Origin of the sequence: Streptomyces sp. NPDC057900 (assembly GCF_042887885.1) — a bacterium.
Lineage (GTDB): Bacteria > Actinomycetota > Actinomycetes > Streptomycetales > Streptomycetaceae > Streptomyces.
Window position 1 is genome coordinate 472442 of the sequence record NZ_JBHVOI010000002.1, and the last position, 23461, is coordinate 495902.

Sequence of the window (23461 nt, forward strand, 5' to 3'; positions counted from 1 at the left end):
GCCCGCCGTGGTGGCGGGCCCTTGTCGATTGGTGCGTCAGATCGATGTCAGGCGGCGGACTCTTCGCACCTCTCCCACCAGGCGTCCAGATCGGCGCGGCGAACGCGGAGCTGACCGTTGGGGAGCTTGATGAGGCGCGGGCCCTGGGCGCGGGCGCGCATGCGGTAGAACGCGGCACGGCTCATGCCGAGTTCGTCGAGGACTTCGGGGAGCTTGAGCATCTGGGGGCGGGCCATGGTGCGACTCCTTGGCTCGGTTCGGTCTCACAGGTGCGGTTACATCGGTTACGCCGGTTACATCGCAGGTCAGGGACCCTTTTTCTGTAACCGATGGGTGGGGTGTAACCGATGGCGTGCGGTTACAGGTGGCGGGGGACCGGGGCGATGTAACTGGAGGTCTTCCGGTTACACAGCCCCGATCGGTTACAGAAGCGCCGCAGGTCAGAGGCCCATCGGGAGGGGCGTAACCGATGTAACCGAGGAATCCGGGGGCGGGGGGCAGTAGCGGTTCCAGGCGTCTGTGAGGTCGTCTCGGTGGTAGCCCTTGACGATCTGTCCGCCGATGCGCAGTGGTCGGGGAGAGATGGGCTTGCTCTTGGCGGTGACGTATTCCTTGAGGGTCTTGGAGAGGGTGCGGGCGTTGAGCGGGCGGCCGTCGAGGTCGCCCCAGGGCGATTCCTCCATGGCGTTGAGAAGGTGCAGGATTTCGATGGTGGAGACGGTGTCCTCACCGGGGAAGACGTGGTCGCGCAGGTCGGTCAGGAGCTTGACTCCGAGCGAGGCGCGGTCGTCCTCGTTCACGGCGGTGACGAGATCGACGCAGGCTTGCCGGGCCCGGTCGGGCCAGGTTCCGCCGGCCGCGTCGGCCACGGCGAGCAGTGGTTCCCACACGTCTGCGGGCCGGTCTGTGATGCCCTCGGGCATGTCGGGGAAGGCGCCGTCGACGCGGGGCCGGACCTGCTCGGCCCAGGTGGTGAGCTGGTCGCGCAAGGCATGGCCCTGCGGTTCGTGGACGCGGGCCCGGAAGGGTTCCACCCGCTCGTTACGGGCGCGACGCCGCATTCGGATGATGACGGAACGGGCCAGGATCGTGTCTGGCAGCGAGCCGAGCCCGCCCATGGCGACAGCGCAGTATGAGGGGAAGGCAACGACCGTTTGTGTGCCGCCGTCGCCAACGCACCGGTAGGAGACCCCGCTCTTGCGGTGACCGGCGTTCAGCAGTCCGCGCAGATCCTCGTTGTCCTTGGCCTTGGGCCCAAAGACGGTGTCGATCTCGTCGAAAAGGATCGTGGGCCGTCCGGCCTCGTCTGCAACCGCTCGGAACAGCGCGGCGGGAGAGGCGTTGACGGCGTGCATGGGGTGGGGCACCAGGGTGCTGATGACTTCGAGTGCCCGAGTCTTCCCGCTGCCCGGTTCGGGGGAGAGGAAGGCGAGTCGGGGGGTGGAGTCGAAGCAGTCGAGCAGGTGCGTGTGTGCGTCCCACAAGGCGACCGCGACGTAGGCCGCCTCGGTCGGGAAGGCGTTGAACCTGCGGTGGAACGTCTCCACCGCATCGAGCAGGGCGGCGCCGTCGATGGGCGCCTTGGGCTGCTGTGCGGTGGCGGTCATGCGGCGTTCCTCCTGTGCTCTGCGGGGGCGGTGTGGGGGCAGTGCCCGACGCGTACGCGGGCGGTGAGTTCGGTGACGGCCCTGCGGCCCCGTGCGCGTTCGTGGTGGCCGCAGTGGCATAGCCAGTCGGCTTGCGGGGTGCCCGACGTGCGGATCTGGAGTCCGGGCCAGATGCCGGTCACCGTGGTGACGTGCGGGTCAGGGCGAACGGATGAGGGGACGGCCTGCCGGCCGACGACCTTCGGCGCACCACTGCCGGATCGGGCGGGGGCCGGTCCGGCGGTGCTGGGACCGGTGCTGGGTGTCTGGATGCTCTTAAGTGGGGGATTCCTGGGTGCCGTCATGCGGTCCTGCTCGCGTTGTTGGCGATGGACCAGTTCAGTGCGCTGGTCACCGTGGCGCGGCACTCGTTCTCGCGGAGGCCGGCCGTCAGTCCCGCCGAATTAAGAGCCTGCTCTACCTCCTGGCGTGCGAGGTCGCCGGACGGGATGAACCGCCCCAGAGCGCGGGCGGCCCGAACCAGCGTCCAGTTCCGCGAACCCTCCCCAGCCCCGGCCACGGCGGCTGTTTCGGCCCTGAGGGCCGCTGCCGCGTACCGAGAGGCACGAACCGGTACGGGTGCGGCCATCAATGCCCGCGACGCCTGACGGGGCGCCAGGAGGGCGTGCAGCCATTCCGGGAGCGGTACGGGGTCGGTGGGGTCGGTCACTTCGTAGGTGCCGTGGGGGAGGGTGCTGCCGGGGGCGACGACATAGCCGCCGTGGGCGCGGGTGTCGATGTGGGTACCGAGTTTGCCCGCGCTGTTGCCGAGCCGGGCCCCGGCCGGGGTGGCGAAGTACAGGTGTACCCCGCCGCTCGCGGTCCGGACCCGGTAGGTGGTGGGGACGGCCTGTCCGGCGCGCTCGCAGAGCGCTTGCAGGGAAGTGACGCCGTCAGGCGTTCCGTTCAAGTCCTTGGCCTTGACCGTGTCCAGGTCGACGACGACCAGCCCGGACGGGCCGGTCGCCAGGCCGACGTTGAACGCTCCGGTCGACCAGGCCGCGCGGATGCGGTCGGGGTCGGTGGTGGCCCGGTCCTCCCACTTGCGGTGTCCGTCGGCGCAGTCTCCGAGGCCGGTGCAGTCGGTCTCTCCGTGGAGGGCGGGGCGCTTGTCGCGGGGGCGGAGCGGGAAGACGTGCCAGCCGTGTTCGGCTGCTCGTAACGCTGCTTCGAGCGGCGCGGTGTTGCGGTCGTGGGGCATGCTGGGTGTCTCCAGTTCTCTTGTGTGAGCTGCTGGACGACGGCGGCCCCGCTTCATTGGCGTGAGAGGGGGCCGCCGTCGGCGTAGCTAGGCGGCGGTGAAGATGACGCACATGGCGTCGGGGCCGGGTTCGGGGATGCGTTTGCCGGCGGCCTCGTGCACGGACTCGTGGGCGTGGTCGTCGACGGTGTCGCAGACCAGGCGTCCGTCCGGTGCGAGGGTCCAGCCGCTGGTGACGTCGCCCCATCCGTGGGCGTTGCCGGTGGCGTCGGTGGGGGTGTCGAAGTGCGCGGCGTATCCGTCGAGGTCGGTTGTGTTTCCACAGAGGTCGCAGGCGGCGACGTAGCAGACGATGCGGTGTGTGGACATGGCGTTGTCCTCTCGGTTCAGCTGTGGACGAGACGAGGGTGGCCCCGGATCTTTCGGCCACACTCCCACCCGTAGTCACTCTGCGTAGCTAATGGATGGGTCGGGGGATGGCTGTGGAGAGGCTGTTTCCGGGGGTTTCCGGGGTGCGGGGAGGGGTGCCTCCCCAGCCTCCCCATGCTCCCCAACTGCGGTGTTGTCGCTGATCAGCGTGGGTGGGGCGGGTTGGGGAGGCGGTTGGGGAGAACTCCCCAGGATGTGCGCGACTCCCCAACTCCCTCCCCGTCACCGTGCGTCGCTCTATCCGGCGTTCTCGGTGTCTTCGGTCTCGTCGGCGCGGATCTCGATGGCGGCGAAGACCCTGGCACGGGAGATCATCTGGTTGCCGTTGTACTTGCGCGGCTGGGCACCGAACGGCTTGAGGGCCTGGACCAGGTCGGAGGCGGACCACGACTTGTAGACCTCGGGCCACCGCTGGGCCAGGTGCTGGCGGATCTCGTCGGACTTCATCCGGTCCTCGCTGCCCAGGACCGCGGCCACGTCGGTCAGGTGGTCGACCTCCCGCGGCGCCGACTCCGGTCCCGCAGGCCTCTTCACGCCGGCGCGCAGGGCCTTGGCCCGCTCCGCGATGGCCTCCGCGTCCTCCGGGCCGATGTAGTGGGTCCGGGCCGTGACAGAGGGCTGTCCAGGGGCGAGTTTGACTCCGTCGCCGGCCACCACGAGGGTGCCCTTGTCCAGACCCTGCCGCAGCTTGTGCGGGGCCGCCCCGGCGTCGACCGCGGAGTCACCCACCGCCATGCGGGCCTGGGACTCGGTGCCCAGGACGAGGGAGGCGCGGATGTGGTTGCCCTCGCGGGAGCGCTTGGGCAGGTTCTCGTTGGTCGGGTCCTGGGTGCCCTCCCAGATGGTGACGCCGACCGCGCGTCCCTGGTCGTGGATTTTCTTCACGGCCTGGAAGTAGCGGCTGTCCGCTTTCGACCCGCCGAACGGGGCACCCTTGCGGACGGCCCCTTTCTCGGTGACGAACGTCTCCTGAGCAGCGGAGCCGTAGGCCACCTGCGCCTCATCGACCACGAGGACCAGGGGGTCGAAGCGTGGGTCGGACAGGATCTTGTCCTGACTCCAGCCCTTCGCGGTCAGCTCCCGCATCAACGCGATCCGGTCGGCCATCTCCGTGACGGCGCCTTCGAGCATTTCGGTGGCTTCGATGACGTGGTCGTCGGTGGGGCCCTGGATGAGGACGGTGGCGATGCCGTCGAACATCTGCCAGTCGCCCACGCCCTTGAGGTCAGCGATGCGGAATTCCACCCGCGCATCGAGCGCGAGCCACAGAGCCAACGCCCGCAGCGAGGCGGTCTTGCCCTGGTTGGACAGGCCGGTGATGAGCATGTGCTTCTGCCACAGCGAGACCAGCACCGCATCCCCGCGCAGGTCGACACCCCACGGGGCCCGCCCGCGGCGCATGTCGGCGGTGGCGTCCGCGTCGGTGAGCAGCGGCGAGGGGCCGATGGGCTGGTCCAGGGCGCCGGAGTCCGAAATCCACATCCGCACCGTGCGGGGGGCCGGAGGGAGCGTCATGTGCAGCTCGTGTTCGTGACGGTTGAGGTTCTCCGCGAGCTTGCGCCGCTTGCCCAGCACCTCCTCCGTGCTCACTCCGGACGGCAGGGTGACATCGACTTCCACGCCGCACCCGGCGAGCGTGATGGGGCCGAGCATGCCGGCCGCGCCGTCGGCCATCTCCTTGACGGCCTTGCGCAGCGAGGAAATCCCCAGATCAGCAAGGGCCTTGACGACGACCGAGGGGGTGACCGGGACGTCGTCCACCCCGCTGGTGGCGGGGCGGGCCCAGGCGGGTGCGGTCTGCTGCTGCTGTCCGGCCCGCCACAGGTGGGACAGTCCGGCCAGCAGGGCGAGCGCGAGCGCGGGCCCCCAGGCGACACCGACGAACCAGCACAGGGCCCGGACCGCGTCGACCGCGGCCAGCGTCGGCGCGATCACGTCGCGCAGGTTGTGGTTGTGGACGGCCATGCAGGCACCGATCAGCAGTAACGCACCCTCCGTGCCGGCGGTGCCGATCGCCGCGGACTTGACCATCTGCGGCACTCCGCTGATCAGCTCCATCCGCCGTCGGTGCCGGTCGGTGCGGAAGCGGTCCGCCTTCTCCTGCCACTCGGCGGCGAGTTCCTGGTTGCCCGCGGCCACCGCGACGGCCCTCATCTGGTGATGGACCGCGACAGTCCGGCCCTGCCACGTCCGCCGGGCGACCACACCCGCCCCGCCGGCGACGTAGAGGGAGTGCCGGACCGCGGCGCGGGCTCCGAGCCGGGTGCGCTCATGCGTGACGGCGCCCCGTATGACGCGACCGGAGCGCACCCACAGCGGCACGGGCGCCGTCGGCACGGGCTCGGGCACCACCGTGAGGACGGGCACGGTGCCGGGGGCGTTTTTGTGCAGGCTGATGACGTTGTCGGACATGATGAGACGTGCTCCTGTCTGCCCCCGATGGGGCGGAAGGGGTGAGAGTCCGGGGCGGCCGGTGCCGGCCAAGGAATCCGGCCGCCCAGGTCAGTTCTCGGCGCGCTGCACGGCGCGCTCGGCACGGCGCACGGCGTCCTCGGCCGTCTTGCGGGCCTGACGGGCGGCGGCCCGGTCGGTGCGGGGCGCGGTGCGCTCGGCCGCTTTGGCGGTGGCGAGGGTCTGGCGGGCGTCGGCCTGGACCTGGTGCAGGGCCCGCAGTTCCAGGGCGCCGCGCTCGGCGGCCCGCTGGTCGATGCGCTCGATCTGGGCCTCAAGGCGCGGGTCGACGCAGTCGGCCATCGCCTGACGGAAGCCCTTGCGGAACAGCTTCGCGCGCTGGCGCTTCTCGGCGGGGGTGTAGCTCTCCATGACGATGCCTCCCAAAGGGGCGGTGGCCGGGCTTTCCGGTCCTGCACCCGCCCGGTACGAGACCGGGCGGATACGGGCACGTCAGCCCCGGCGACGCCGGGCCCTGGACACCGACTTGGACGCGGCCTTGCCCTCCGAGCCGCCAACCGACTTCACGACCGTGACCACGCCCCAGGCCATGACAGCGGCCAGGAACGCGAGGAGAGCGAGGTTGGCGGCGATGGCGGTGAGGACACCGACCAGGAGCGGGCCGAAGTACACGCCGGCCGCGACCGTCCCGGCGCCGACCCCGGAGCCGAGCGCGAGGCGCTGGACGGTCCGATCGGGCGGGGCGTGGTGGATGTGCTGAACGATCTGCTGCGGCGCCTGTTGGGCGGGCAGGGTGCGCGGGTCGGCGTAGGCGTGAGTTCCGTCCGGGAGCTGGATCACGGTGAGCGCCCGAGGGGCAGGCAAGTGCTGGTCCATGCGGTTCCTTCCAAGGGCAGAGTGGTGCGGGCAGTGCCCCGTGCCGGATTCGACCCGGCAGCCTCACGCCGTGATCCGGGGCGGTCGATCAGCGCTGGTTGCGCGCGGCGTCGCGGGCGTCCAGCTCGGTGTTGAACTGGTCCCGGTCCTGGAGCAGCGGTGTGCGCGCCTCGGTCGCCTCGGAGATGGCAGCGGACAGGGAGAGCTGGGCGAGGATCTCGGCGCGGCGCAGCTCGGCGTCCCGCAGCGGCGGGCCGTGCAGCGGGTCGCGGGTGACGATGCGAGCGGCAGCCCGGCGGTACTCGGCGGCAGTCATGACGTGATGTCCTTCCGGGACAGTGGGGTGTCGTGGCAGGGAACGCACATGCCGAGCGAGCGCGGGATGCAGTACCCCACGTCACAGCGGCAGTTCGGGCAGGTGCGGCGGGCGGTCATGGCCTTGGCCAGTGCTGCGGCACGGCCCGGTGTCATCGGGCGGACCGGGCGGGCGTGGTCGATGCGGTAGAGGTAGGCGACCAGCGACCCGCGGCGACGCCGGGGCCGTTCGATCTGAGCGGCTACGTCCTGTCCACCCGGCCGCAGCCCCAGCGCGCGGAGCTGACGGCGGGTGGCCAGACCCTCGGGGGCGAGCCGCCACCGGTAGCAGGGCAGGGCGCTCACGACGCGCTCTCAAGGACGAGTCCCGCGCCGTCGCGGTGCTCTTGGTAGCGGGCGGTCACCCAGCCGGTGGACCAGCCGCACAGTTCGGCAGCCTGCCGGATGCGCAGCCCGGCTTCGCACGCGGCCCGGACCGTGGCCCGAGCCAGCTCCTCGCTCTGCTTCTCCTCGGCAGGTCCAGCAGCCAGCAGGGCCTGGCGTTCACGCTCGGCCCGCTCCTGCTGCTCGGCGTGTTCACGGCGTTCACGCTCCTCGCGCTCACGCCGCTCAGCAGACCGGCGTGCGGCCGCCTCACGTTCAAGGCGTTCACGCTCGCGCCGCTGCTGTTCACGCTCACCCTCGGCGCGTTCACGGGCCTCGCGCTCAGCCCGCTCCCGAGCCTCAGCCCGGTCCTGTTCCTCGCGCCGTGCCCGGTCCTCGTGTTCACGCTGCTCACGGGCCAAGGCAGCCTCGTGCTCGCGCTGTTCACGAGCCAGCCCCGCCTTGTGCTCCCGTTCCTCGCGGGCACTGCGTTCAGCGCGCTCCCGCGCTTCGGTCCGGGCCCGCTCGGCGGACTGCTTCTCGGCCTGCTGCCGGGCGTTCAGCTCGTTCAGCGCGGTGGCGATGGCCCGCCGGTAGGCGAGTCCGGTCTCGGCGGTGACGATCAGCAGCAGCGGCGCCACCGAGTGGACGGCCACGCCGACCAGGTCGCTTTGCAGGGCCGAGTCAGCCGCGTTCAGGGCCAGGGTCATGCAGCCGGTCATCCACCGCAGGACGACGGGCCACCAACCACCGTGCCCACCGAGGCGGGCCATCGTGGCGTCCAGGCGGACCACGATCACGACCGCCGCGTCCACGACCAACGGCAGGATCGGGGCCGTCCACCGCCACGCGTCAGGGGTATGACGGGCCGCGAGGGGCGTGACCGTGAGGATCGAGTACAGCATCGCCCCTGCCACGATCAGCCACGTGCCGACCGACAGAGCGCGGTCCGCTGAACGGATCTGAGCACTGTTCACGACGCGCCCCCGTCCCATGACCGCACCCGGATCGAGGCCAGCAGCCGAACCGGCGACGTGTCGTCGCCGGTCGTCGCGCTGTACTCCTCCCACTCCCACTCGGCACCGTCGGTGAACACGAAACCGAGCGCGGTGAGCGCCCGTGAACGCTCGGCCGGCGTCGGGATCGCGGGCCCCGGTCCGAAGTCGTGCTCAGGCCACTCGGAGACCAGATCACCCAGCAGCGCCACATACAGGCGCCACCCCCCGGACCGGGTGGACATCTGCGCGGTGTACGTCGCCGTCATCGGGCACCGCCCCGCGTGCGGCGGAAGTAGAGCACCCACCCGGCGGCCTGCATGAGGCCGCCGATGACCGCGACGGCCCGCCAGACGGGGCGGCCGGTGACGGTGTCCAGCGAGGACCCGATCACGGTCAGGGCGATACCGGCGAACACCAGCAGGAGCGCCTGCCGGACGGCGGTGAGGTTGGTGTCGCTCATGCCGCACCGCCCGACTGCACCGTGCCGCCGCGGTTCGTCAGGTCACGGCGAGCGGCCATGACCCGGTTGCGGGCCCGGCGGATACGCCGTACGTCCAGCTCGTTGGCCGGCCGGTCGATGGTCATGATCTGCGCGTCCAGCAACTCGACCTCCGCCCGGATCAGCGGCATCTCACGGTCGATCGCGTCCAGCTCAGCGTCCGACGGCTCGAAGTCGAGGGAGGCCGCCGTAACAGCGGCCTGAAGTGCAGCGATGTGCATCATGAGTCGTTTCTCTCCCTAGCAGGTGGTGTACGGCTCGGCGGCCCCGGTGTTCGAGCACCGGGGCCGCGCCGTTGCGGTGGGTGAAGCGGTAGGTCAGACGGTCGATGCCGTGACGGCGGCGATGATGTCGGCGTGGTCGAACGCCAGCGGCGGAAGGTCTGCGAGCGGCCACCAGCGGACGTTGACCGCGTCGTCACCGGCTTCGGCAGGCGTGCCGGGGATGACGGTGAGCTGGTAGGCGACGGTGACGTATCGGCCGCGAGGGTCGCGGCCGGGGGCGTCCCAGGTCCCGACCTGGGTCAGTTCCTCCGCCGCCGCGTACACGCCGGCCTCTTCGGCCAGTTCGCGGGCGGCGGCGGCGCGGCTGGTCTCGCCGGGGTCGACGTGCCCGCCGGGCAGCGCCCACTGACCGGCGTGCGGGTCCCAGCCCCGCTCGATCAGCAGGACGTACCCGTCGGTCGTGGTGACGACGACGTCGGCGGTGTAGCGGATGGTCTCGAACGTCTCGATGCTCATGTCTCTCCCTCAGGCAGTGATCCGCGTGGCGAGCACCACGCGGATGGAGAGCCCCGCGCCGGATTCGATCCAGCGCCCTCACGGCATGATCCGGGGCGGTGGTGCGCGCTACCGGGTGCTGCGGCTGCTGCAGCTGCCCAGGCAGCCGTAGATGGCTTTCTGGTAGTCCGTGGGCCCGTGGACGGCCTCCCATGCGCGCTGAGCCGCGTCGTCCTCGGCCTTAGCCTCGGCGGCGAGTTGGGCGCGAAGTTCCTCGTTGCTCTGCACAGCGATTCCTTTCGTCTGACCACCCGCCGCTGCGGGTGGCTCGCGCCCCGGGCCCGATTCGATCGGGCGCCCTCGCGGCTGAATACCGGGGCTGTGAGCGGTGCAGGGCCCCGCCCGTACAGCCCCGCAGGAAGCGGTCTGGACGGGCGGGTCGGCAACCGGCCGCGTGAGCGGCAGATCAGGCGATGACGCGAGGGGCGTACCGGTCCGGCCGGTCCAGCACGGACGGCGCCCAAAATCTTCGGTGCTTCACGGTGTCCTCCATCGGGCGGACATGAGTGCTTGGTGTGGTCGCGATCTCTGCCCTTGTCTCACCGCACGGACGGGTCCCGCTGACCTTGAAAAGGCCGGGGAGGAAGGTGCTTGCTGGTCGTGCGGCAGGGCCTGCGGCTTGTCGCAGATGCCTGTCGTTAGTACTTGGCACGCTGTTCAGTTCTCAAGGAACAGGGCTTCCTTTGGGCTCACTCCCGACTGTTTGCCGGGACCCTCCGGGCGCTCTGGCCGTGCAGCTCGAAGCAGCCCAAAGAACGGCCCTTCTCGCTGTCCCCGCTGCGTTCTCGGCGACATGCTCAACATAGGCAACCTGCTTAGGCAGGTCAAGAGGGTTGGGTAAGTCGTGCGTGTTGGGCATGTTGATTAGAATGGAGGTATGAGCCTCGATCCGGACGACCCGCGACCGCCGTATCAGCAGGTCAGCAGCTCTTTGCGAGCTGCGATCCTCACGAAGAAGGAGGGCTTCACGCCCGGGGACAAACTTCCCTCCGGTCCTGAGCTGGCCAGGCGCTACAGCGTGGCGCGCGGCACCGTGGACAAGGCTCTGGAGCTCCTTCGGAGCGAAGGCCTGATCATCACTCGCCAGGGCAGCGGGTCATTCGTGCGTGAACGCACGGAGCGACCGGTGGGGCTCCGCCCTCACATCGAGGCAGCATTCGGTGAGCCACAGGTCACACTCGACTTCGCCGGCTTCTCCAGCGAGACCCTGTACAACGCCATGCAGGAACCGTTGGACAAGATTCGGTCGGGCCGACTTACCCCTGAATCGATCACAGTCCGACTGCTGTTGCCCGACACGACCGCACCCATGGCCGTCCCTGTACTGGTCGACGACCTTCAGGACGATCCGGCACTGCGCGACCGGGCCCGGAACATCGCGCTGACGAACGCCGGCGGCATCAAGCACTCCGTCGAAGTGCTCGCGGACTACGGACTGGTGAAGTCCGTGAACGTAGAGGTACGTGTTCACCGGGCGTCCAGCCTGTTCAAGCTCTACATCCTGAACCAGCGAGAAGCCTTCTTCGGGTTCTACCCCCTCCGGGAGCGGTCGCTCTCAGTGGAAGGCGAGTCCCGCACGTTCTTCGACGTCACGGGCAAGGACACGACGCTCTTCCACCACTCCGCCGGACCAGATGATGCATCGCTCGGCTCCCTCTACCTCCAGCAGGCACAGCTCTGGTTCAACAGCGTCTGGAACACCATCTCCTACGAGCGGAAGCCATGAATACGACCCAGCTCACTGACGTGCTCCGCTCCGTCAAGCATGTGTTTCTCGACTTCGACGGACCGGTTTGCTCGGTCTTCGCGGGACTGCCCGCGCCCGATGTGGCGCGCGGGCTCTTCGACTCTCTAAGCCCCGCCCTTGCTCCGGGGGACCCTGAAGGCTGGGCGACGGAGACTGATCCGCTCGCACTCCTGCGTAGTGTCGCGGACGTCAGGCCGGATTTGGCAGTTCGAGCCGACGAAACGTTGGTGCGCCTGGAGGTGGAAGCGGTCGCGCTTGCTGAGCAGACCCCCGGTGGGGAGCCTGCTATTCGCGCCTGCGTCGAATCGGGTCGCTCCGTTTGGATCATCAGCAACAACTCGGGGGATGCGATCCGCGCCTACCTGGCTGACCACGGACTTGGTGACGCCATTGCGGGGGTGTTTGGCCGTGTGCCGGGTGACCCGACTTCCATGAAGCCCAATCCGCGCTTGCTGCTGGACGCCCTGTCTGCCGCGTCCGCCAAACCCGGGGAGTGCATCTTCGTCGGAGACGCGGCACGCGACGTTCAGGCCGGAACGGCGGCCGACGTGGCAACCATCGGCTACGCCAACAAGCCAGGCAAGGCGGCTGTGCTGGCCGCCGCGGGGGCCGTGGCGGTGACCGACTCCATGGGCGCCATCGCGGATGCCCTCAGGTGAAAACCGCCAGCCCGGTGCCCCTGGCGCTTGTCGGGAAAGTGCGGGGCGCGACTAGGATTTCCCCCAGACGTCCCCCGAGGAGACAGGGAAACGTGAAAGCGCCTGATGAGAGGGCCTGGAAGTAGCCCGCTGTAAATCTGCCGGCTCAGCCTACCCAGGTTCGAACCCTGGCGCCGCCACAAAGCAAGGCCCTCGTCCTCGGACGGGGGCCTTCTCTGTTGTGCCGGTGACGAAGGGCGTAACCGTGGCGAACGACCCAACCGTGGAAACGGAATCCGTACTGGTCAGTGCCTGCCTGCTGGGCGTGCCCTGTCGCTTCGACGGCCGGGGCAAGGCCTCCGCCGGGCTCGCCGCGGCCATCGGTGACCGCAGGCCCGTGTCCTGCTGCCCCGAGGTCGCCGCCGGGCTGCCCACGCCCCGCCGCCCCGCCGAGATCGTCGGCGGCGACGGCCACGACGTCCTGGACGGCCGTGCACGCGTCGTGGACGACTCCGGGCGCGATGTGACGGAGGCGTTCCTGGACGGCGCCCGGCAGGCCCTGGAGGCGGCGCGCGGGGCGGGCTGCGCCGAGGCCCTGCTGATGGCCCGGAGCCCTTCGTGCGGGCGCGGCAGGGTTTATGACGGGACGTTCACCGGAGAGCTGCGCGAGGGCGACGGGGTGACGGCGGCCCTGCTGGAGCGGCACGGCATCACCGTACGTCCGGCGCCGGGCGGCTGACCGGGGCGCCGGGCCCTGCGCCCCCTCGTCAGTTGCCCGCGATGTCCTTCACCGCGACCATCACCGGCACGTTGCCCGAGATGAGCTCCAGCGTCAGGCCCGCCGTCGCCGGGGTGTCCAGCAGCTCCATGAGCGCGGCCGCCACGTCGTCGCGCGGGACCGGGCCCCGGCCGGTCGACGCGGCGAGCAGCACCTGGCCGGTGCCGGCGTCGTTGGTCAGCATGCCGGGGCGCAGGATCGTCCAGTCGAGCGCCGTCCTGGAGCGCACGTACGCGTCCGCCGCGCCCTTGGCCCGCAGGTACGCGTCGAACACCTCGTCTCCGGGGTGGTCGGCGTCGGCGCCCATGGACGAGACGACGACGTAGCGCCGCACCCCCGCCCGTTCCGCCGCGTCCGCGAAGAGGACGGCGGCGCCGCGGTCCACCGTGTCCTTGCGGTCCGTGCCGCTGTTGGGGCCCGCGCCGGCCGCGAAGACCACCGCGTCGGCCCCGCGCAGCGCCTCCGCGGTCTCCTCCACGGTGGCCGATTCGAGGTCCAGGACCACCGGTTCCGCGCCGACGGCCCGCAGGTCGTCACGCTGTCCGGGATCGCGGATGATCCCCACCGCCTCGTCCCCGCGCGCAGCGAGCAGCCGCTCAAGCCGCAGCGCGATCTGACCATGTCCACCTGCGATGACAATGCGCATGGTCACGACCGTACGCCGCAGCGCGCCGCGGCGCGCTCAGGCCCCGCCGCCGGGGCCGGAATCCGGTCGTCCCTGGCGGGGGAGTCCGGCCCCGCCGCCCGTCTCCGAGTCGCGGTACTCGCGTACCGCGCTGGTCCGGGCCACCACCCGGCCGCGGTGCACCACGATCCGGCTGTACGCCAGTGAGAGCACCCCGCTGAGCCGCTCGCCGCGCACCGCGAGCAGCTCGGCCGGGAAACCCGCCTCGATCCGCACCTCCGGCAGCCCCATCGCCCGTCTGGCCTCCGCCGACACCGCCTCGTAGGCGTGCCCGGCGCTCAGCCCGCTCTGCGAGGCCAGCAGGAAGGCGGCCTCCAGCGGGTCGCCGCGCCCCACCGGGTTGGCGAGGTCCCGCAGCGCCCCGCTGCCCGCCGCGACCCGCACCCCGGCCGCGCGCAGCAGCCGCACGGGAGCCGTACCCCGGCGCTCCGCCCCGCAGCAGCCGCCCTGGGGCAGGCAGATGACCGTCACCCCGGACGCGGCGAGCTGGTCGGCGGCGCGGGCCGCGGCCTCCCCGGGGAGCCGGGAGAGGCCCGCGCAGGGGCCGAGGGCGACCCCTTGCCGCAGTCCGCCGGCCATGGCCGCGAGCCGGGCCAGCCGGGCCGGGTCGTCACTGTCCGTGTGCAGATCGACGGGGCAGCCGTGTTCGGCGGCGATCTCCAGGACGGCTTCCGCGTACCCCGTCGGGTCCGGGTCCAGGTCGGGGCGGCCGCCGACCGCGCCGGCGCCCATCTTCACCGCGTCGCGGAGCATGGCCAGGCCGTCGGCGCCCGCGATGCCGGTGAGCAGCCGGGGGACGGCGACCGCCGTCAGGTCGGCGAGTCCGCGCAGCGACCGGCGTGCCTGGAGGACGGCTTCGAGGGCGGTGAGGCCCTGTACGTCGCCGATCCGTACGTGCGAGCGCAGCGCGGTCGCGCCGTGCCCGAGTTGAAGCAACGCGGCCTCCGTGGCGCGCCGCTGGACGTCCTCGGGGAGCTGCGAGGCCGGTCCGGGGGTGCCGGTCGCGGCGTCGTCGGCGGTGAGCGCGGTGTCGCTGTGGGCGTGCGGCTCCGCGGGCGCCGGCAGCAGGAGGTGGCCGCGCAGGTCGATGCGCGCGCCGGACGCGGGGAGGCTGCCGGCGGTGCCGACGGCCTCGATCCGGCTGCCGCCGAGCCGTACGTCCACGATGCGGCCGTCGGTGAGACGGGCCCCGCAGAGCGTCAGTGCCGTGCTCTCGCGGCTGTGGGCCGGGTCGGCGGCGTGGTCGTCCGGCGGCCGCGGTCTGCTGTCGGGCATCGCGCTCCAGAGAGGGGGGCAGGATCACGCAGAGTGAGTCGAGCCTAGAGGTGTGACGTACCGGGTTCGAGGAAGAGCTGAATAGTCGTACCGGTGTCGTCCCGGTGCCGTCCGCAGGGGCGCGTGACGGGGCGCGCGGGACGGGTGGGTACGTGTGGGGCGGGAGGTGCTCCGGGGGCCGCCGAACCGCTGATCAAGTGCCGGACGAGCGGCTGATCAAGCGGCTGATCAAGAGGTCGGAGCGGCGCCGATCAAGGGCTTTGGATGAGGCTTCGAAACGGATTTGGGCGATCGGCGACCGAGCGTGTAATGTCTTCATCGCTCGCCCCAATAGCTCAGTCGGTAGAGCGTCTCCATGGTAAGGAGAAGGTCTGCGGTTCGATTCCGCATTGGGGCTCTGGTGATCGGGAATCCCCGCTTCGGCGGGGGGACTCATCATCAAAGCGGTGTAGCTCAGTCGGTAGAGCAAGCGGCTCATAATCGCTGTGTCACCGGTTCAAGTCCGGTCACCGCTACTAACAGTAGCCGATTGTGGGGTCGGTCCTCCGATCGGCTACTCTTTTTTTTGCGTTCATCCGTCCACCGTCCGTCCAAGGAGCACTCACGTGGCTGCCACCGACGTCCGCCCGAAGATCACGCTGGCCTGCGTGGAGTGCAAGGAGCGGAACTACATCACCAAGAAGAACCGGCGTAACAACCCGGACCGTCTTGAGATGAAGAAGCATTGCCCGCGCTGCAACTCGCACACCGCGCACCGCGAAACGCGCTGAATCAGGCTCGTACACGAGGCCGCCCCCGTTGGGGGCGGCCTCGTGTCGTTGTACGAAGCTGTACTCCGAGACTTCGGCCCATTCGTCTTTCATCAGGAGGTTGCGAGCCCATGGCGCTCGATCAGTCCTTCGTGGGGCGGACCTATCCGCCCACCACGCCGTACGAGGTCGGCCGGGAGAAGATCCGGGAGTTCGCCGAAGCGGTCGGCGACACCAATCCCGCGTACCTGGATCCCGATGCGGCCAGGACGCTCGGTCACATTGATGTGATCGCGCCGCCCACGTTCGTGTTCTCGATCACCTTCAAGGCCGCGGGGCAGGTCGTGCAGGACCCGCAGCTCGGCCTCGACTACAGCCGCGTCGTCCATGGCGACCAGCGGTTCGTGTACGTCCGCCCGGTGCGGGCGGGGGACCGGCTGACGGTCACGTCGACCATCGAGACGGTCAAGTCCATGGCGGGCAACGACATCCTGGACGTCCGTGGCGAGGTTCACGACGAGTCCGGCGAGCTGGTCGTGACGGCGTGGACGAAGCTGGTGGCGCGCGCCGCCGAGGAGGCGTGATGACGGCGAAGGTGAGTTACGACTCGGTCGAGGTCGGTACGGAGCTGCCGGCGCGCTCCTTCCCGGTCACCCGGGCGACGCTGGTGCAGTACGCGGGCGCCTCCGGAGACTTCAACCCGATCCACTGGAACGAGAAGTTCGCCCGCGAGGTCGGACTGCCGGACGTCATCGCGCACGGCATGTTCACCATGGCAGAGGCGATCCAGGTCGTCACGGACTGGACCGGCGACCCCGGCGCGATCGTCGAGTACGGGGTCCGGTTCACCAAGCCGGTCGTCGTGCCCAACGACGACAAGGGTGCCGTGATCGAGGTCAGCGCCAAGGTGGCCGTCCTGCTGGACGACAAGCGGGTACGGGTCGACCTGACGGTGATGAGCGACGACAAGAAGGTGCTGGGCATGTCCCGCGCCGTGGTCCAGCTCGCCTGACCCGTAGGAGAGGTGTGGTGTAAGGGGTGTGGTCCTGGGGCCGCGCCCCTTACGCGTGGGGCCCGGGTATGGAGAGGCCGGTATCGCTTGACCAGGTTAGTGATTGAGTACTAACTTCACTCCATGGCAAGGATGAGTGCGGACGAGCGGCGCGAAAGCGCTGTCCGCGCGGCGATCACCGAGTTCGCCCGCGGCGGTTACCACGGCACGTCCACCGAGGTGATCGCCAGACGGGTGGGCGTCTCGCAGCCGTACCTCTTCCGCCTCTTCCCCAACAAGCAGGCGATGTTCCTGGCCGCCGCCGAGCGGTGCATCGCGGACACCCGCCAGGTCTTCGCGGACGCCGCCGAGGGTCTCGAAGGCGACGAGGCGCTGCATGCCATGTCCGAGGCCTATCAGCGCCTGATCGTGCACGACCACGACCGGCTGCTGATGCAGATGCAGATGTACGCGGCCGTCGCGGCGGCCGAGGCCGCCGGGGACCACGAGTTCGGCGAGTCGCTGCGGGCCGGCTGGCTGCGGATGTTCGAAGACATCGCCCTCGCGCTCGGTGCGGACGCCGAGAAGGCGACCACGTTTCTCGCGTACGGCATGCTCATCAACACCCTGACCTCGCTCGGTTATCCGGCGGATCACCGGGTCTGGTCAGGGTTCCAGGACCCGGACGCGCCGGGCGCCTGAACGGGGCGTCCCCGGTGCGGCCCGTTTTTCTGTCCAGCGAAGTTAGTAATCAATAACTAACCCACAGGGGGAACAGTGGAACAGCACGTGACGGGCCGCTCGGGAGCGGTCTGGGCCCTCGTCATCACCAGCGTCGCCGGATTCATGGCGGCCCTCGACAACCTCGTCGTCACCACCGCCCTGCCGTCCATCCGCGAGAGCCTCGGCGGCGAGCTGGGGGAGCTCGAATGGACGGTGAACGCGTACACCCTCACCTTCGCCGTCCTGCTGATGCTCGGCGCCTCCCTCGGGGACCGGTTCGGCCGGCGCCGGCTCTTCGTCATCGGGCTCACCGTCTTCACCGGCGCCTCCGCCGCGGCAGCCCTCTCGCCCGGGATCAACGAACTGATCGCCTTCCGCGCGGTCCAGGGCGTCGGCGCGGCGGTCATGATGCCGCTGACGCTCACCCTGCTCACGGCCGCCGTGCCGCCCGCCCGCCGCGGTGCCGCGCTGGGCATCTTCAGCGCCGTGACCGGACTGGCCGTGGCCAGCGGGCCACTGGTCGGCGGCAGCCTCACCGAACACCTCTCCTGGCAGTGGATCTTCTGGCTGAACGTGCCGATCGGCCTGGTCCTGCTGCCGCTCGCCCGGCTGCGCCTGGCCGAGTCGTACGCCCCGGACTCGCGGCTCGACATCCCGGGCACCCTGCTGGTCAGCGCCGGGCTCTTCGGGATCGTCTACGGACTGGTGAACGCCAACTCCGAGGGCTGGAGCGACCCCGTCGTCCTCACCTCGCTCATCGCCGGTACCGCGCTCATAGGCGCGTTCATCCGCCACGGATTCCGCGCCGAGAACCCGATGCTGCCGATGCGGCTCTTCCGGAGCCGGGCGTTCTTCGGGATCAACATGGCCGGCCTGCTGATGTTCCTCGGGATGTTCGGTTCGATCTTCCTGCTCAGCCAGTACTTCCAGGGAGTGATGGGCTACTCGCCCGCGGAGGCCGGTCTGCGGATGCTGCCCTGGACCGGCATGCCGATGCTGGTGGCACCCGTCGCCGGGCTGCTCGCCGACCGGTTCGGCGGCCGCCCGGTCGTCGCGACCGGACTCGCCCTCCAAGCCGCCGGCCTCGGCCTGTTCGCCATGTCCCTGGCCCCCGAGGCCTCCTACGCCTCGCAGCTGCCCGGACTGATCGTCGGCGGCATCGGCATGGCCCTGTACTTCGCACCCGCCGCCGGCCTGGTGATGTCCAGCGTCCGCCCGGCCGAACAGGGCATCGCCTCCGGTGCCAGCAACGCGCTGCGCGAGGTCGGCGGAGCCCTCGGGGTCGCCGTGCTCGCCACGGTCTTCTCCTCGCAGGGCGGTTACGACTCCGCGCGGACCTTCACGGACGGGACCGTCCTCGCGCTCTGGCTCGGCGCGGCGGTGGTGGCCCTCGCCGCCCTGGTCACCCTGATGATCCCGGGCCGTCGCGGCACTCCGACGCCGGGGACCGGTCAGGCCGGGGAGCGTGTCCCGGTGGCCGCCTGAGGGGCTGCCACGCCGGTACGGTCCGCGGTCCCGCCCCGGTGGCGGGGGAGCGGACCGTACTCTTGTCCCCGTGCAGGAACTCCACGACGCCCCCCTCGCCCCCCTGACCACCTTCCGGCTCGGCGGCCCCGCCACCCGCCTGATCACCGCGACGACCGACGCCGAAGTGGTCGACGCCGTACGCGCGGCCGACGACAGCGGCACCCCGCTCCTGATCATCGGCGGCGGCAGCAATCTGGTCATCGGTGACAAGGGCTTCGACGGCACCGCCCTGCGCATCGCCACCAAGGGCTTCGTGCTGGACGGCGCGAGCCTCGAACTGGCCGCCGGGGAGATCTGGACGGACGCCGTCGCCCGCACCGTGGAAGCCGGTCTCGCCGGCCTCGAATGCCTGGCCGGAATCCCCGGCTCCGCCGGGGCGACACCGATCCAGAACGTCGGGGCGTACGGGCAGGAGGTGTCGTCCACCATCACGGAGGTCGTCGCCTACGACCGGCACAGCCACGAAACGGTCACCATTCCGAACAGCGAGTGCGACTTCTCGTACCGGCACAGCCGCTTCAAGGCCGAACCCGACCGTTTCGTGGTGCTCCGGGTCCGCTTCGGGCTGGAAGAGGCGGACGGCCTCTCCGCGCCCCTGAAGTACCCCGAGACGGCCCGCGCCATGGGCGTCGCCGAGGGCGAGCGGGTGCCCGCCGCCGCGGCCCGCGAGACCGTGCTCCGCCTCCGGGCCGGCAAGGGCATGGTGCTCGACCCCGAGGACCACGACACCTGGTCGGCCGGCTCGTTCTTCACCAACCCGATCCTGGACCGGGAACAGTTCGAGGCGTTCCTCGCCCGGGTGAAGGACCGGCTCGGCCCCGAGGTGACGCCCCCCGCCTTCCCCGCGGACGAGGGACACACCAAGACGTCGGCCGCCTGGCTCATCGACCGGGCCGGATTCACCAAGGGATACGGCACCGGCCCGGCCCGGATCTCCACCAAGCACACCCTCGCCCTCACCAACCGGGGCGCCGCGAGCACCGAGGACCTGCTGGCCCTGGCCCGTGAGGTGGTCGCCGGGGTCCACGAGGTCTTCGGCGTCACGCTCGTGAACGAACCGGTGACCGTCGGCGTGAGCCTGTAGTCCGTCCGGTCCTCAGTACGCCACGCCCACGCCCTGCTTCACCGCCGCCGGGTCGTCGATCAGCGCGAGCATCGCGTGCGCCACGTCGGCCCGGGAGATGGACCGGCCGCTGCGCGGGTTGCTGCCGACGACCGTCCGGTACGTACCCGTCAGCGGGCCGTTGGTGAGCTTCGGGGGCCGTACGGACGTCCAGTCCGTCGCGGAGGCCGCGAGGGCCGCCTCCATCGCGGTGAGGTCCGCGTAGACCTCCTTGAGGATCGCGCCGATCGCCCCGAGCATCATCCGGTCGATCAGCGGGTCGTCCGCGGGCTTCGGCGCGACCGGGGCCGCGCTCACCACGAGCAGCCGGCGCGTCCCCTCCGCCTCCATCGCCGCCAGCACGGCGCGGGTCAGCCGCTCCGCGACCCCGCCCGCCTTCCGGCCCCGCGAGCCCAGACCGGAGAGGACCGCGTCACGGCCCGCGACCGCCTCGCGCAGCGCCTCCGGATCGTCGACCCGGGCCACCGTGTGAACCGTCAGTTCGGAGAGCGGCACCGACAGGCGCGCGGGGTCCCGCACCACCGCCGTCACCTCGTGCCCCGCGGTCACCGCCTGGCGGACGATCTCCTGGCCGATACCGCCTGTCGCGCCGAACACTGTGAGCCTCATGACGCACCCTCCTTGGGTGGGTAAGTATTCACTCACCTCTAGAGTGAGTGAGTACTCACCCGCCCGTCAAGCTTCGTTGGAGTGCACATGGAGCAGAAGCCGGCCCGCGCCCGGATCATCGACGCCGCTCACCGGCTGATGCTCACCATCGGCCTGGCCCGCGCCACCACCAAGGAGATCGCCAAGGCCGCCGGCTGCTCGGAGGCCGCGCTCTACAAGCACTTCCCGAGCAAGGAAGAGCTCTTCGTGGTGGTCCTGAAGGAGCGGCTGCCCAAGGTCGACGGCATCCTGAAGCGGCTGATAGCCGACCCGGGGGAGGGGGAGCGGACGGTCGAGCGGAATCTCACCGAGATCGCCCGCGAGGGCGCCCTCTTCTACGAGCAGAGCTTCCCGATCGCGGCGTCCCTGTACGCGGAACCGAGGCTCAAGGACCGGCACATCGCGGCGATGCGCGAGCTGGGTACCGGCCCCCATATGCCGATCCGCGGCGTGGACGCGTATCTGCGCGCCGAACAGTCCGCGGGCCGCATCCGGGCCGACGCCGACACCTACGCGGCCGCCGCCCTGCTGATGGGGGCCTGCGCCCAGCGGGCGTTCGCCTACGACGCCACGGAGACGGGCGGGCCGCCGCAGTCGCTCGACGCCTTCGCCGCCTCGGTCGCCCGGACCCTCCTGAGCGGCCTCGCGGCCTGACGCGGCCGGTCACCACGGTCGTCAGGCGACCGGCCCCGCCAGCCAGTCGTCCACGCCCGCCAGCAGCTCGGCCCGCACCGTCTCCGGTGCCGCGGAACCCCGTACCGACTGACGCGCCAGCTCCGCCAGCTCCTCGTCGGTGAACGCGTGATGACGGCGTACCAGGTCGTACTGCGCGGCCAGCCGGGAGCCGAAGAGCAGCGGGTCGTCCGCGCCGAGCGCCATCGGCACCCCGGCCTCGAACAGAGTGCGCAGGGGTACGTCGGAGGGCTTCTCGTAGACGCCGAGCGCCACGTTCGACGCCGGGCACACCTCGCAGGTCACCCCGCGCTCCGCCAGCCTGCGCAGCAGCCGCGGGTCCTCCGCGGCCCGCACCCCGTGCCCGACCCGGGACGCGTCGAGGTCGTCCAGGCAGTCGCGGACGCTGGAGGGGCCCGACAGCTCACCGCCGTGCGGGGCCGCCAGCAGGCCGCCCTCCCTGGCGATCGCGAAGGCCCGGTCGAAGTCGCGGGCCATGCCGCGCCGCTCGTCGTTGGAGAGCCCGAACCCGACGACGCCCCGGTCGGCGTAGCGCACCGCCAGCCGGGCCAGGGTCCTGGCGTCCAGCGGATGCTTCATCCGGTTCGCCGCGATGACCACCCGGATCGGCAGCCCGGTCTCCCTGGACGCGCTGTCCACCGCGTCCAGGATGATCTCGATCGCCGGAATGAGCCCGCCGAGCAGCGGCGCGTACGAGGTGGGGTCGACCTGGATCTCCAGCCAGCCGGAGCCGTCCGCCACGTCCTCCTGGGCGGCCTCGCGCACCAGCCGCTGGATGTCCTCCGGCGCCCGCAGACAGGACCTGGCGATGTCGTAGAGCCGCTGGAAACGGAACCAGCCGCGCTCGTCCGTCGCCCGCAGGCTCGGGGGCTCGCCACCGGTCAGCGCCTCGGGCAGCCGCACGCCGTACTTGTCGGCGAGTTCGAGCAGCGTCGTGGGCCGCATCGACCCGGTGAAATGCAGATGCAGGTGGGCCTTGGGCAACAGCCGTACGTCACGCTCCATCCATAGATCTTGCCGCACGGGCGGGGTGTCCCGGTACCCGCTTTCCCCATCGGGTTGCCCTCCGAACAGGGAAGCGGACGAAGAAGGCGACCCCCGGCCGTGGCCGAGGGTCGCCCGCTGGATGCGTCAGGTGCTCAGGCCTTGGCCTCGCCCAGCAGCTTCTGGAGCCGCGACACGCCCTCGACGAGGTCCTCGTCGCCCAGCGCGTAGGAGAGACGCAGGTAGCCCGGCGTACCGAAGGCCTCGCCCGGAACGACCGCGACCTCCGCCTCGTCCAGGATCAGCGCCGCCAGCTCCACCGAGGTCGCCGGGCGCTTGCCGCGGATCTCCTTGCCGAGCAGCTCCTTCACCGAGGGGTACGCGTAGAACGCGCCCTCGGGCTCCGGGCACAGCACGCCGTCGATCTCGTTGAGCATCCGCACGATGGTCTGCCGGCGCCGGTCGAAGGCGGTGCGCATCTCCGCGACCGCGTCCAGGTTCCCGGAGACGGCGGCCAGCGCGGCGATCTGGGCCACGTTGGAGACGTTGGACGTGGCGTGCGACTGCAGGTTGGTCGCGGCCTTCACGACGTCCTTGGGGCCGACGATCCAGCCCACGCGCCAGCCGGTCATCGCGTACGTCTTGGCGACCCCGTTGACCACGATGCACTTGTCGCGCAGCTCGGGCACGATCGCCGGCAGCGAGGTGAACGTCGCGTCGCCGTAGACCAGGTGCTCGTAGATCTCGTCGGTCAGCACCCACAGGCCGTGCTCGACGGCCCAGCGGCCGATCGCCTCGGCGTCGGCCTCGCTGTAGACCGCGCCGGTCGGGTTCGACGGGGAGACGAACAGGACGACCTTCGTACGCTCGGTACGGGCCGCCTCCAGCTGCTCCACGGAGACCCGGTAACCGGTGGTCTCGTCGGCCACGACCTCCACCGGGACACCGCCCGCGAGGCGGATCGACTCCGGGTAGGTGGTCCAGTACGGAGCCGGGACGATGACCTCGTCGCCCGGGTCGAGGATCGCGGCGAAGGCCTGGTAGATGGCCTGCTTGCCGCCGTTGGTCACCAGGATCTGGGAGGCGTCGACCTCGTAACCGGAGTCGCGCAGCGTCTTCTCCGCGATGGCGGCCTTGAGCTCGGGGAGCCCGCCGGCCGGGGTGTAGCGGTGGTACTTCGGGTTGCGGCAGGCCTCGACCGCGGCGTCGACGATGTAGCCGGGGGTCGGGAAGTCGGGCTCACCGGCACCGAAGCCGATCACCGGACGGCCGGCGGCCTTGAGGGCCTTGGCCTTGGCGTCGACGGCGAGGGTGGCGGACTCGGAGATGGCACCGATGCGGGCGGAGACCCGGCGCTCGGAGGGAGGAGTAGCAGCGCTCAT

30 protein-coding genes and 2 tRNA genes are annotated in these 23461 nt (G+C 70.7%); 13 read left to right on the forward strand and 19 right to left on the reverse strand.

Annotation, left to right across the window (positions count from 1 at the left end; translation table 11 throughout):
• Positions 1 to 47: 47 nt before the first annotated feature.
• From ACFVQ0_RS09370 to ACFVQ0_RS09435, 14 genes are all read right to left on the reverse strand, one after another.
• On the reverse strand, positions 48 to 236 hold the full coding sequence (locus tag ACFVQ0_RS09370) for a helix-turn-helix domain-containing protein (protein ID WP_363222244.1): 189 nt from the start codon (positions 234 to 236) through the stop codon (positions 48 to 50).
• Positions 237 to 440: 204 nt separating this feature from the next.
• Entirely contained in the window at positions 441 to 1607 is a 1167-nt protein-coding gene (locus ACFVQ0_RS09375; RefSeq protein ID WP_390086187.1) for a DUF3631 domain-containing protein, read from the reverse strand.
• 340 nt (positions 1608 to 1947) lie between these two features.
• Entirely contained in the window at positions 1948 to 2847 is a 900-nt protein-coding gene (locus ACFVQ0_RS09380) for a bifunctional DNA primase/polymerase (protein WP_390086189.1), read from the reverse strand.
• 87 nt (positions 2848 to 2934) lie between these two features.
• Positions 2935 to 3216, reverse strand: coding sequence for a hypothetical protein (locus ACFVQ0_RS09385; protein WP_390086191.1), 282 nt, complete (start codon positions 3214 to 3216; stop codon positions 2935 to 2937).
• Between the two features lie 297 nt (positions 3217 to 3513).
• Complete coding sequence (locus tag ACFVQ0_RS09390; protein ID WP_390086193.1) at positions 3514 to 5688, reverse strand: FtsK/SpoIIIE domain-containing protein; 2175 nt, start codon at positions 5686 to 5688, stop codon at positions 3514 to 3516.
• Positions 5689 to 5778: 90 nt separating this feature from the next.
• Positions 5779 to 6099, reverse strand: coding sequence for a hypothetical protein (locus ACFVQ0_RS09395; RefSeq protein WP_390086195.1), 321 nt, complete (start codon positions 6097 to 6099; stop codon positions 5779 to 5781).
• Positions 6100 to 6180: 81 nt separating this feature from the next.
• Complete coding sequence (locus tag ACFVQ0_RS09400; RefSeq protein ID WP_390086197.1) at positions 6181 to 6564, reverse strand: DUF6251 family protein; 384 nt, start codon at positions 6562 to 6564, stop codon at positions 6181 to 6183.
• 88 nt (positions 6565 to 6652) lie between these two features.
• Positions 6653 to 6880: a hypothetical protein gene (locus ACFVQ0_RS09405; protein ID WP_390086199.1), complete on the reverse strand. Its 228-nt coding sequence runs from the start codon at positions 6878 to 6880 to the stop codon at positions 6653 to 6655.
• Positions 6877 to 7224 (reverse strand): RRQRL motif-containing zinc-binding protein, encoded by a 348-nt coding sequence (locus ACFVQ0_RS09410; protein WP_390086201.1) that lies wholly within the window; start codon positions 7222 to 7224, stop codon positions 6877 to 6879. Before ACFVQ0_RS09410 ends, ACFVQ0_RS09405 begins: the two co-directional genes overlap by 4 nt.
• Positions 7221 to 8219, reverse strand: a complete 999-nt coding sequence (locus ACFVQ0_RS09415) for a DUF2637 domain-containing protein (RefSeq protein ID WP_390086203.1) — start codon at positions 8217 to 8219, stop codon at positions 7221 to 7223. Before ACFVQ0_RS09415 ends, ACFVQ0_RS09410 begins: the two co-directional genes overlap by 4 nt.
• Positions 8216 to 8506, reverse strand: a complete 291-nt coding sequence (locus tag ACFVQ0_RS09420) for a DUF6303 family protein (protein WP_390086205.1) — start codon at positions 8504 to 8506, stop codon at positions 8216 to 8218. Before ACFVQ0_RS09420 ends, ACFVQ0_RS09415 begins: the two co-directional genes overlap by 4 nt.
• Positions 8503 to 8700, reverse strand: a complete 198-nt coding sequence (locus ACFVQ0_RS09425) for a hypothetical protein (protein ID WP_390086207.1) — start codon at positions 8698 to 8700, stop codon at positions 8503 to 8505. The genes ACFVQ0_RS09420 and ACFVQ0_RS09425 overlap by 4 nt, the downstream gene beginning before the upstream one ends.
• Entirely contained in the window at positions 8697 to 8963 is a 267-nt protein-coding gene (locus tag ACFVQ0_RS09430) for a DUF6284 family protein (RefSeq protein WP_390086209.1), read from the reverse strand. The genes ACFVQ0_RS09425 and ACFVQ0_RS09430 overlap by 4 nt, the downstream gene beginning before the upstream one ends.
• Before the next feature lie 93 nt (positions 8964 to 9056).
• Positions 9057 to 9479: an NUDIX domain-containing protein gene (locus ACFVQ0_RS09435; protein WP_390086211.1), complete on the reverse strand. Its 423-nt coding sequence runs from the start codon at positions 9477 to 9479 to the stop codon at positions 9057 to 9059.
• Between the two features lie 25 nt (positions 9480 to 9504).
• Between ACFVQ0_RS09435 and ACFVQ0_RS09440 the strand changes: the two genes are divergently transcribed.
• The 4 genes from ACFVQ0_RS09440 to ACFVQ0_RS09455 all read left to right on the forward strand — a co-directional run bounded on the left by ACFVQ0_RS09440 (position 9505) and on the right by ACFVQ0_RS09455 (position 12642).
• Positions 9505 to 9630 (forward strand): hypothetical protein, encoded by a 126-nt coding sequence (locus tag ACFVQ0_RS09440; RefSeq protein WP_390086213.1) that lies wholly within the window; start codon positions 9505 to 9507, stop codon positions 9628 to 9630.
• Positions 9631 to 10395: 765 nt separating this feature from the next.
• Positions 10396 to 11244: a GntR family transcriptional regulator gene (locus tag ACFVQ0_RS09445; RefSeq protein ID WP_390086215.1), complete on the forward strand. Its 849-nt coding sequence runs from the start codon at positions 10396 to 10398 to the stop codon at positions 11242 to 11244.
• Complete coding sequence (locus ACFVQ0_RS09450) at positions 11241 to 11924, forward strand: HAD family hydrolase (RefSeq protein ID WP_390086217.1); 684 nt, start codon at positions 11241 to 11243, stop codon at positions 11922 to 11924. The genes ACFVQ0_RS09445 and ACFVQ0_RS09450 overlap by 4 nt, the downstream gene beginning before the upstream one ends.
• A 244-nt stretch (positions 11925 to 12168) precedes the next feature.
• The gene (locus ACFVQ0_RS09455; protein ID WP_390086220.1) at positions 12169 to 12642 is read left to right on the forward strand and encodes a DUF523 domain-containing protein; all 474 of its coding nucleotides are present in this window, start codon (positions 12169 to 12171) and stop codon (positions 12640 to 12642) included.
• Between the two features lie 28 nt (positions 12643 to 12670).
• Here ACFVQ0_RS09455 and ACFVQ0_RS09460 read toward each other — a convergent pair whose 3' ends face one another.
• The gene (locus tag ACFVQ0_RS09460) at positions 12671 to 13327 is read right to left on the reverse strand and encodes an SDR family oxidoreductase (RefSeq protein ID WP_073733143.1); all 657 of its coding nucleotides are present in this window, start codon (positions 13325 to 13327) and stop codon (positions 12671 to 12673) included.
• 36 nt (positions 13328 to 13363) lie between these two features.
• On the reverse strand, positions 13364 to 14641 hold the full coding sequence (locus ACFVQ0_RS09465; RefSeq protein ID WP_390086222.1) for an amidohydrolase family protein: 1278 nt from the start codon (positions 14639 to 14641) through the stop codon (positions 13364 to 13366).
• 324 nt (positions 14642 to 14965) lie between these two features.
• On the opposite strand from ACFVQ0_RS09465, the gene ACFVQ0_RS09470 reads away from it, so the two are divergent.
• From ACFVQ0_RS09470 to ACFVQ0_RS09505, 8 genes are all read left to right on the forward strand, one after another.
• Positions 14966 to 15038 (forward strand) — tRNA-Thr (locus ACFVQ0_RS09470).
• A 45-nt stretch (positions 15039 to 15083) separates the two neighbouring features.
• Positions 15084 to 15156 (forward strand) — tRNA-Met (locus ACFVQ0_RS09475).
• Between the two features lie 90 nt (positions 15157 to 15246).
• The gene (gene rpmG / locus ACFVQ0_RS09480; protein WP_003956487.1) at positions 15247 to 15411 is read left to right on the forward strand and encodes a 50S ribosomal protein L33; all 165 of its coding nucleotides are present in this window, start codon (positions 15247 to 15249) and stop codon (positions 15409 to 15411) included.
• A 110-nt stretch (positions 15412 to 15521) separates the two neighbouring features.
• Positions 15522 to 15974, forward strand: coding sequence for a MaoC family dehydratase N-terminal domain-containing protein (locus tag ACFVQ0_RS09485; protein WP_390086223.1), 453 nt, complete (start codon positions 15522 to 15524; stop codon positions 15972 to 15974).
• Positions 15974 to 16402, forward strand: a complete 429-nt coding sequence (locus tag ACFVQ0_RS09490) for a MaoC family dehydratase (RefSeq protein WP_390086225.1) — start codon at positions 15974 to 15976, stop codon at positions 16400 to 16402. The genes ACFVQ0_RS09485 and ACFVQ0_RS09490 overlap by 1 nt, the downstream gene beginning before the upstream one ends.
• Before the next feature lie 132 nt (positions 16403 to 16534).
• A complete protein-coding gene (locus ACFVQ0_RS09495) occupies positions 16535 to 17083 on the forward strand; it encodes a TetR/AcrR family transcriptional regulator (protein ID WP_390087739.1) in 549 nt (182 codons plus the stop codon).
• A gap of 75 nt (positions 17084 to 17158) precedes the next feature.
• Positions 17159 to 18589, forward strand: coding sequence for a DHA2 family efflux MFS transporter permease subunit (locus ACFVQ0_RS09500; RefSeq protein ID WP_390086227.1), 1431 nt, complete (start codon positions 17159 to 17161; stop codon positions 18587 to 18589).
• A 70-nt stretch (positions 18590 to 18659) separates the two neighbouring features.
• Positions 18660 to 19715: a UDP-N-acetylmuramate dehydrogenase gene (locus ACFVQ0_RS09505; protein ID WP_390086229.1), complete on the forward strand. Its 1056-nt coding sequence runs from the start codon at positions 18660 to 18662 to the stop codon at positions 19713 to 19715.
• Positions 19716 to 19727: 12 nt separating this feature from the next.
• Here the strand turns inward: ACFVQ0_RS09505 and ACFVQ0_RS09510 are convergent, their stop codons facing one another.
• Entirely contained in the window at positions 19728 to 20363 is a 636-nt protein-coding gene (locus ACFVQ0_RS09510; RefSeq protein ID WP_390086231.1) for an NAD(P)-dependent oxidoreductase, read from the reverse strand.
• 87 nt (positions 20364 to 20450) lie between these two features.
• On the opposite strand from ACFVQ0_RS09510, the gene ACFVQ0_RS09515 reads away from it, so the two are divergent.
• Entirely contained in the window at positions 20451 to 21056 is a 606-nt protein-coding gene (locus ACFVQ0_RS09515; RefSeq protein WP_390086232.1) for a TetR/AcrR family transcriptional regulator, read from the forward strand.
• 21 nt (positions 21057 to 21077) lie between these two features.
• Here the strand turns inward: ACFVQ0_RS09515 and ACFVQ0_RS09520 are convergent, their stop codons facing one another.
• Both ACFVQ0_RS09520 and ACFVQ0_RS09525 read right to left on the reverse strand, forming a co-directional pair.
• The gene (locus ACFVQ0_RS09520) at positions 21078 to 22100 is read right to left on the reverse strand and encodes an adenosine deaminase (protein WP_390086234.1); all 1023 of its coding nucleotides are present in this window, start codon (positions 22098 to 22100) and stop codon (positions 21078 to 21080) included.
• Positions 22101 to 22234: 134 nt separating this feature from the next.
• Positions 22235 to 23461, reverse strand: coding sequence for a pyridoxal phosphate-dependent aminotransferase (locus ACFVQ0_RS09525; protein WP_390086235.1), 1227 nt, complete (start codon positions 23459 to 23461; stop codon positions 22235 to 22237).

Excerpts from the sequence above, each read along its gene's own strand:
- ACFVQ0_RS09430 (WP_390086209.1), bottom strand. The coding sequence starts at position 8,963 with ATGATGCACATCGCTGCACTTCAGGCCGCTGTTACGGCGGCCTCCCTC.
- ACFVQ0_RS09380 (WP_390086189.1), bottom strand. The coding sequence starts at position 2,847 with ATGCCCCACGACCGCAACACCGCGCCGCTCGAAGCAGCGTTACGAGCA.
- ACFVQ0_RS09465 (WP_390086222.1), bottom strand. The coding sequence starts at position 14,641 with ATGCCCGACAGCAGACCGCGGCCGCCGGACGACCACGCCGCCGACCCG.
- ACFVQ0_RS09515 (WP_390086232.1), top strand. The coding sequence starts at position 20,451 with ATGGAGCAGAAGCCGGCCCGCGCCCGGATCATCGACGCCGCTCACCGG.
- ACFVQ0_RS09390 (WP_390086193.1), bottom strand. The coding sequence starts at position 5,688 with ATGTCCGACAACGTCATCAGCCTGCACAAAAACGCCCCCGGCACCGTG.
- ACFVQ0_RS09385 (WP_390086191.1), bottom strand. The coding sequence starts at position 3,216 with ATGTCCACACACCGCATCGTCTGCTACGTCGCCGCCTGCGACCTCTGT.
- ACFVQ0_RS09510 (WP_390086231.1), bottom strand. The coding sequence starts at position 20,363 with ATGAGGCTCACAGTGTTCGGCGCGACAGGCGGTATCGGCCAGGAGATC.
- ACFVQ0_RS09375 (WP_390086187.1), bottom strand. The coding sequence starts at position 1,607 with ATGACCGCCACCGCACAGCAGCCCAAGGCGCCCATCGACGGCGCCGCC.
- ACFVQ0_RS09370 (WP_363222244.1), bottom strand. The coding sequence starts at position 236 with ATGGCCCGCCCCCAGATGCTCAAGCTCCCCGAAGTCCTCGACGAACTC.
- ACFVQ0_RS09435 (WP_390086211.1), bottom strand. The coding sequence starts at position 9,479 with ATGAGCATCGAGACGTTCGAGACCATCCGCTACACCGCCGACGTCGTC.
- ACFVQ0_RS09485 (WP_390086223.1), top strand. The coding sequence starts at position 15,522 with ATGGCGCTCGATCAGTCCTTCGTGGGGCGGACCTATCCGCCCACCACG.
- ACFVQ0_RS09400 (WP_390086197.1), bottom strand. The coding sequence starts at position 6,564 with ATGGACCAGCACTTGCCTGCCCCTCGGGCGCTCACCGTGATCCAGCTC.
- ACFVQ0_RS09395 (WP_390086195.1), bottom strand. The coding sequence starts at position 6,099 with ATGGAGAGCTACACCCCCGCCGAGAAGCGCCAGCGCGCGAAGCTGTTC.
- ACFVQ0_RS09425 (WP_390086207.1), bottom strand. The coding sequence starts at position 8,700 with ATGAGCGACACCAACCTCACCGCCGTCCGGCAGGCGCTCCTGCTGGTG.
- ACFVQ0_RS09445 (WP_390086215.1), top strand. The coding sequence starts at position 10,396 with ATGAGCCTCGATCCGGACGACCCGCGACCGCCGTATCAGCAGGTCAGC.
- ACFVQ0_RS09495 (WP_390087739.1), top strand. The coding sequence starts at position 16,535 with ATGAGTGCGGACGAGCGGCGCGAAAGCGCTGTCCGCGCGGCGATCACC.
- ACFVQ0_RS09405 (WP_390086199.1), bottom strand. The coding sequence starts at position 6,880 with ATGACTGCCGCCGAGTACCGCCGGGCTGCCGCTCGCATCGTCACCCGC.
- ACFVQ0_RS09450 (WP_390086217.1), top strand. The coding sequence starts at position 11,241 with ATGAATACGACCCAGCTCACTGACGTGCTCCGCTCCGTCAAGCATGTG.
- ACFVQ0_RS09520 (WP_390086234.1), bottom strand. The coding sequence starts at position 22,100 with ATGGAGCGTGACGTACGGCTGTTGCCCAAGGCCCACCTGCATCTGCAT.
- ACFVQ0_RS09525 (WP_390086235.1), bottom strand. The coding sequence starts at position 23,461 with ATGAGCGCTGCTACTCCTCCCTCCGAGCGCCGGGTCTCCGCCCGCATC.
- ACFVQ0_RS09490 (WP_390086225.1), top strand. The coding sequence starts at position 15,974 with ATGACGGCGAAGGTGAGTTACGACTCGGTCGAGGTCGGTACGGAGCTG.
- ACFVQ0_RS09420 (WP_390086205.1), bottom strand. The coding sequence starts at position 8,506 with ATGACGGCGACGTACACCGCGCAGATGTCCACCCGGTCCGGGGGGTGG.
- ACFVQ0_RS09460 (WP_073733143.1), bottom strand. The coding sequence starts at position 13,327 with ATGCGCATTGTCATCGCAGGTGGACATGGTCAGATCGCGCTGCGGCTT.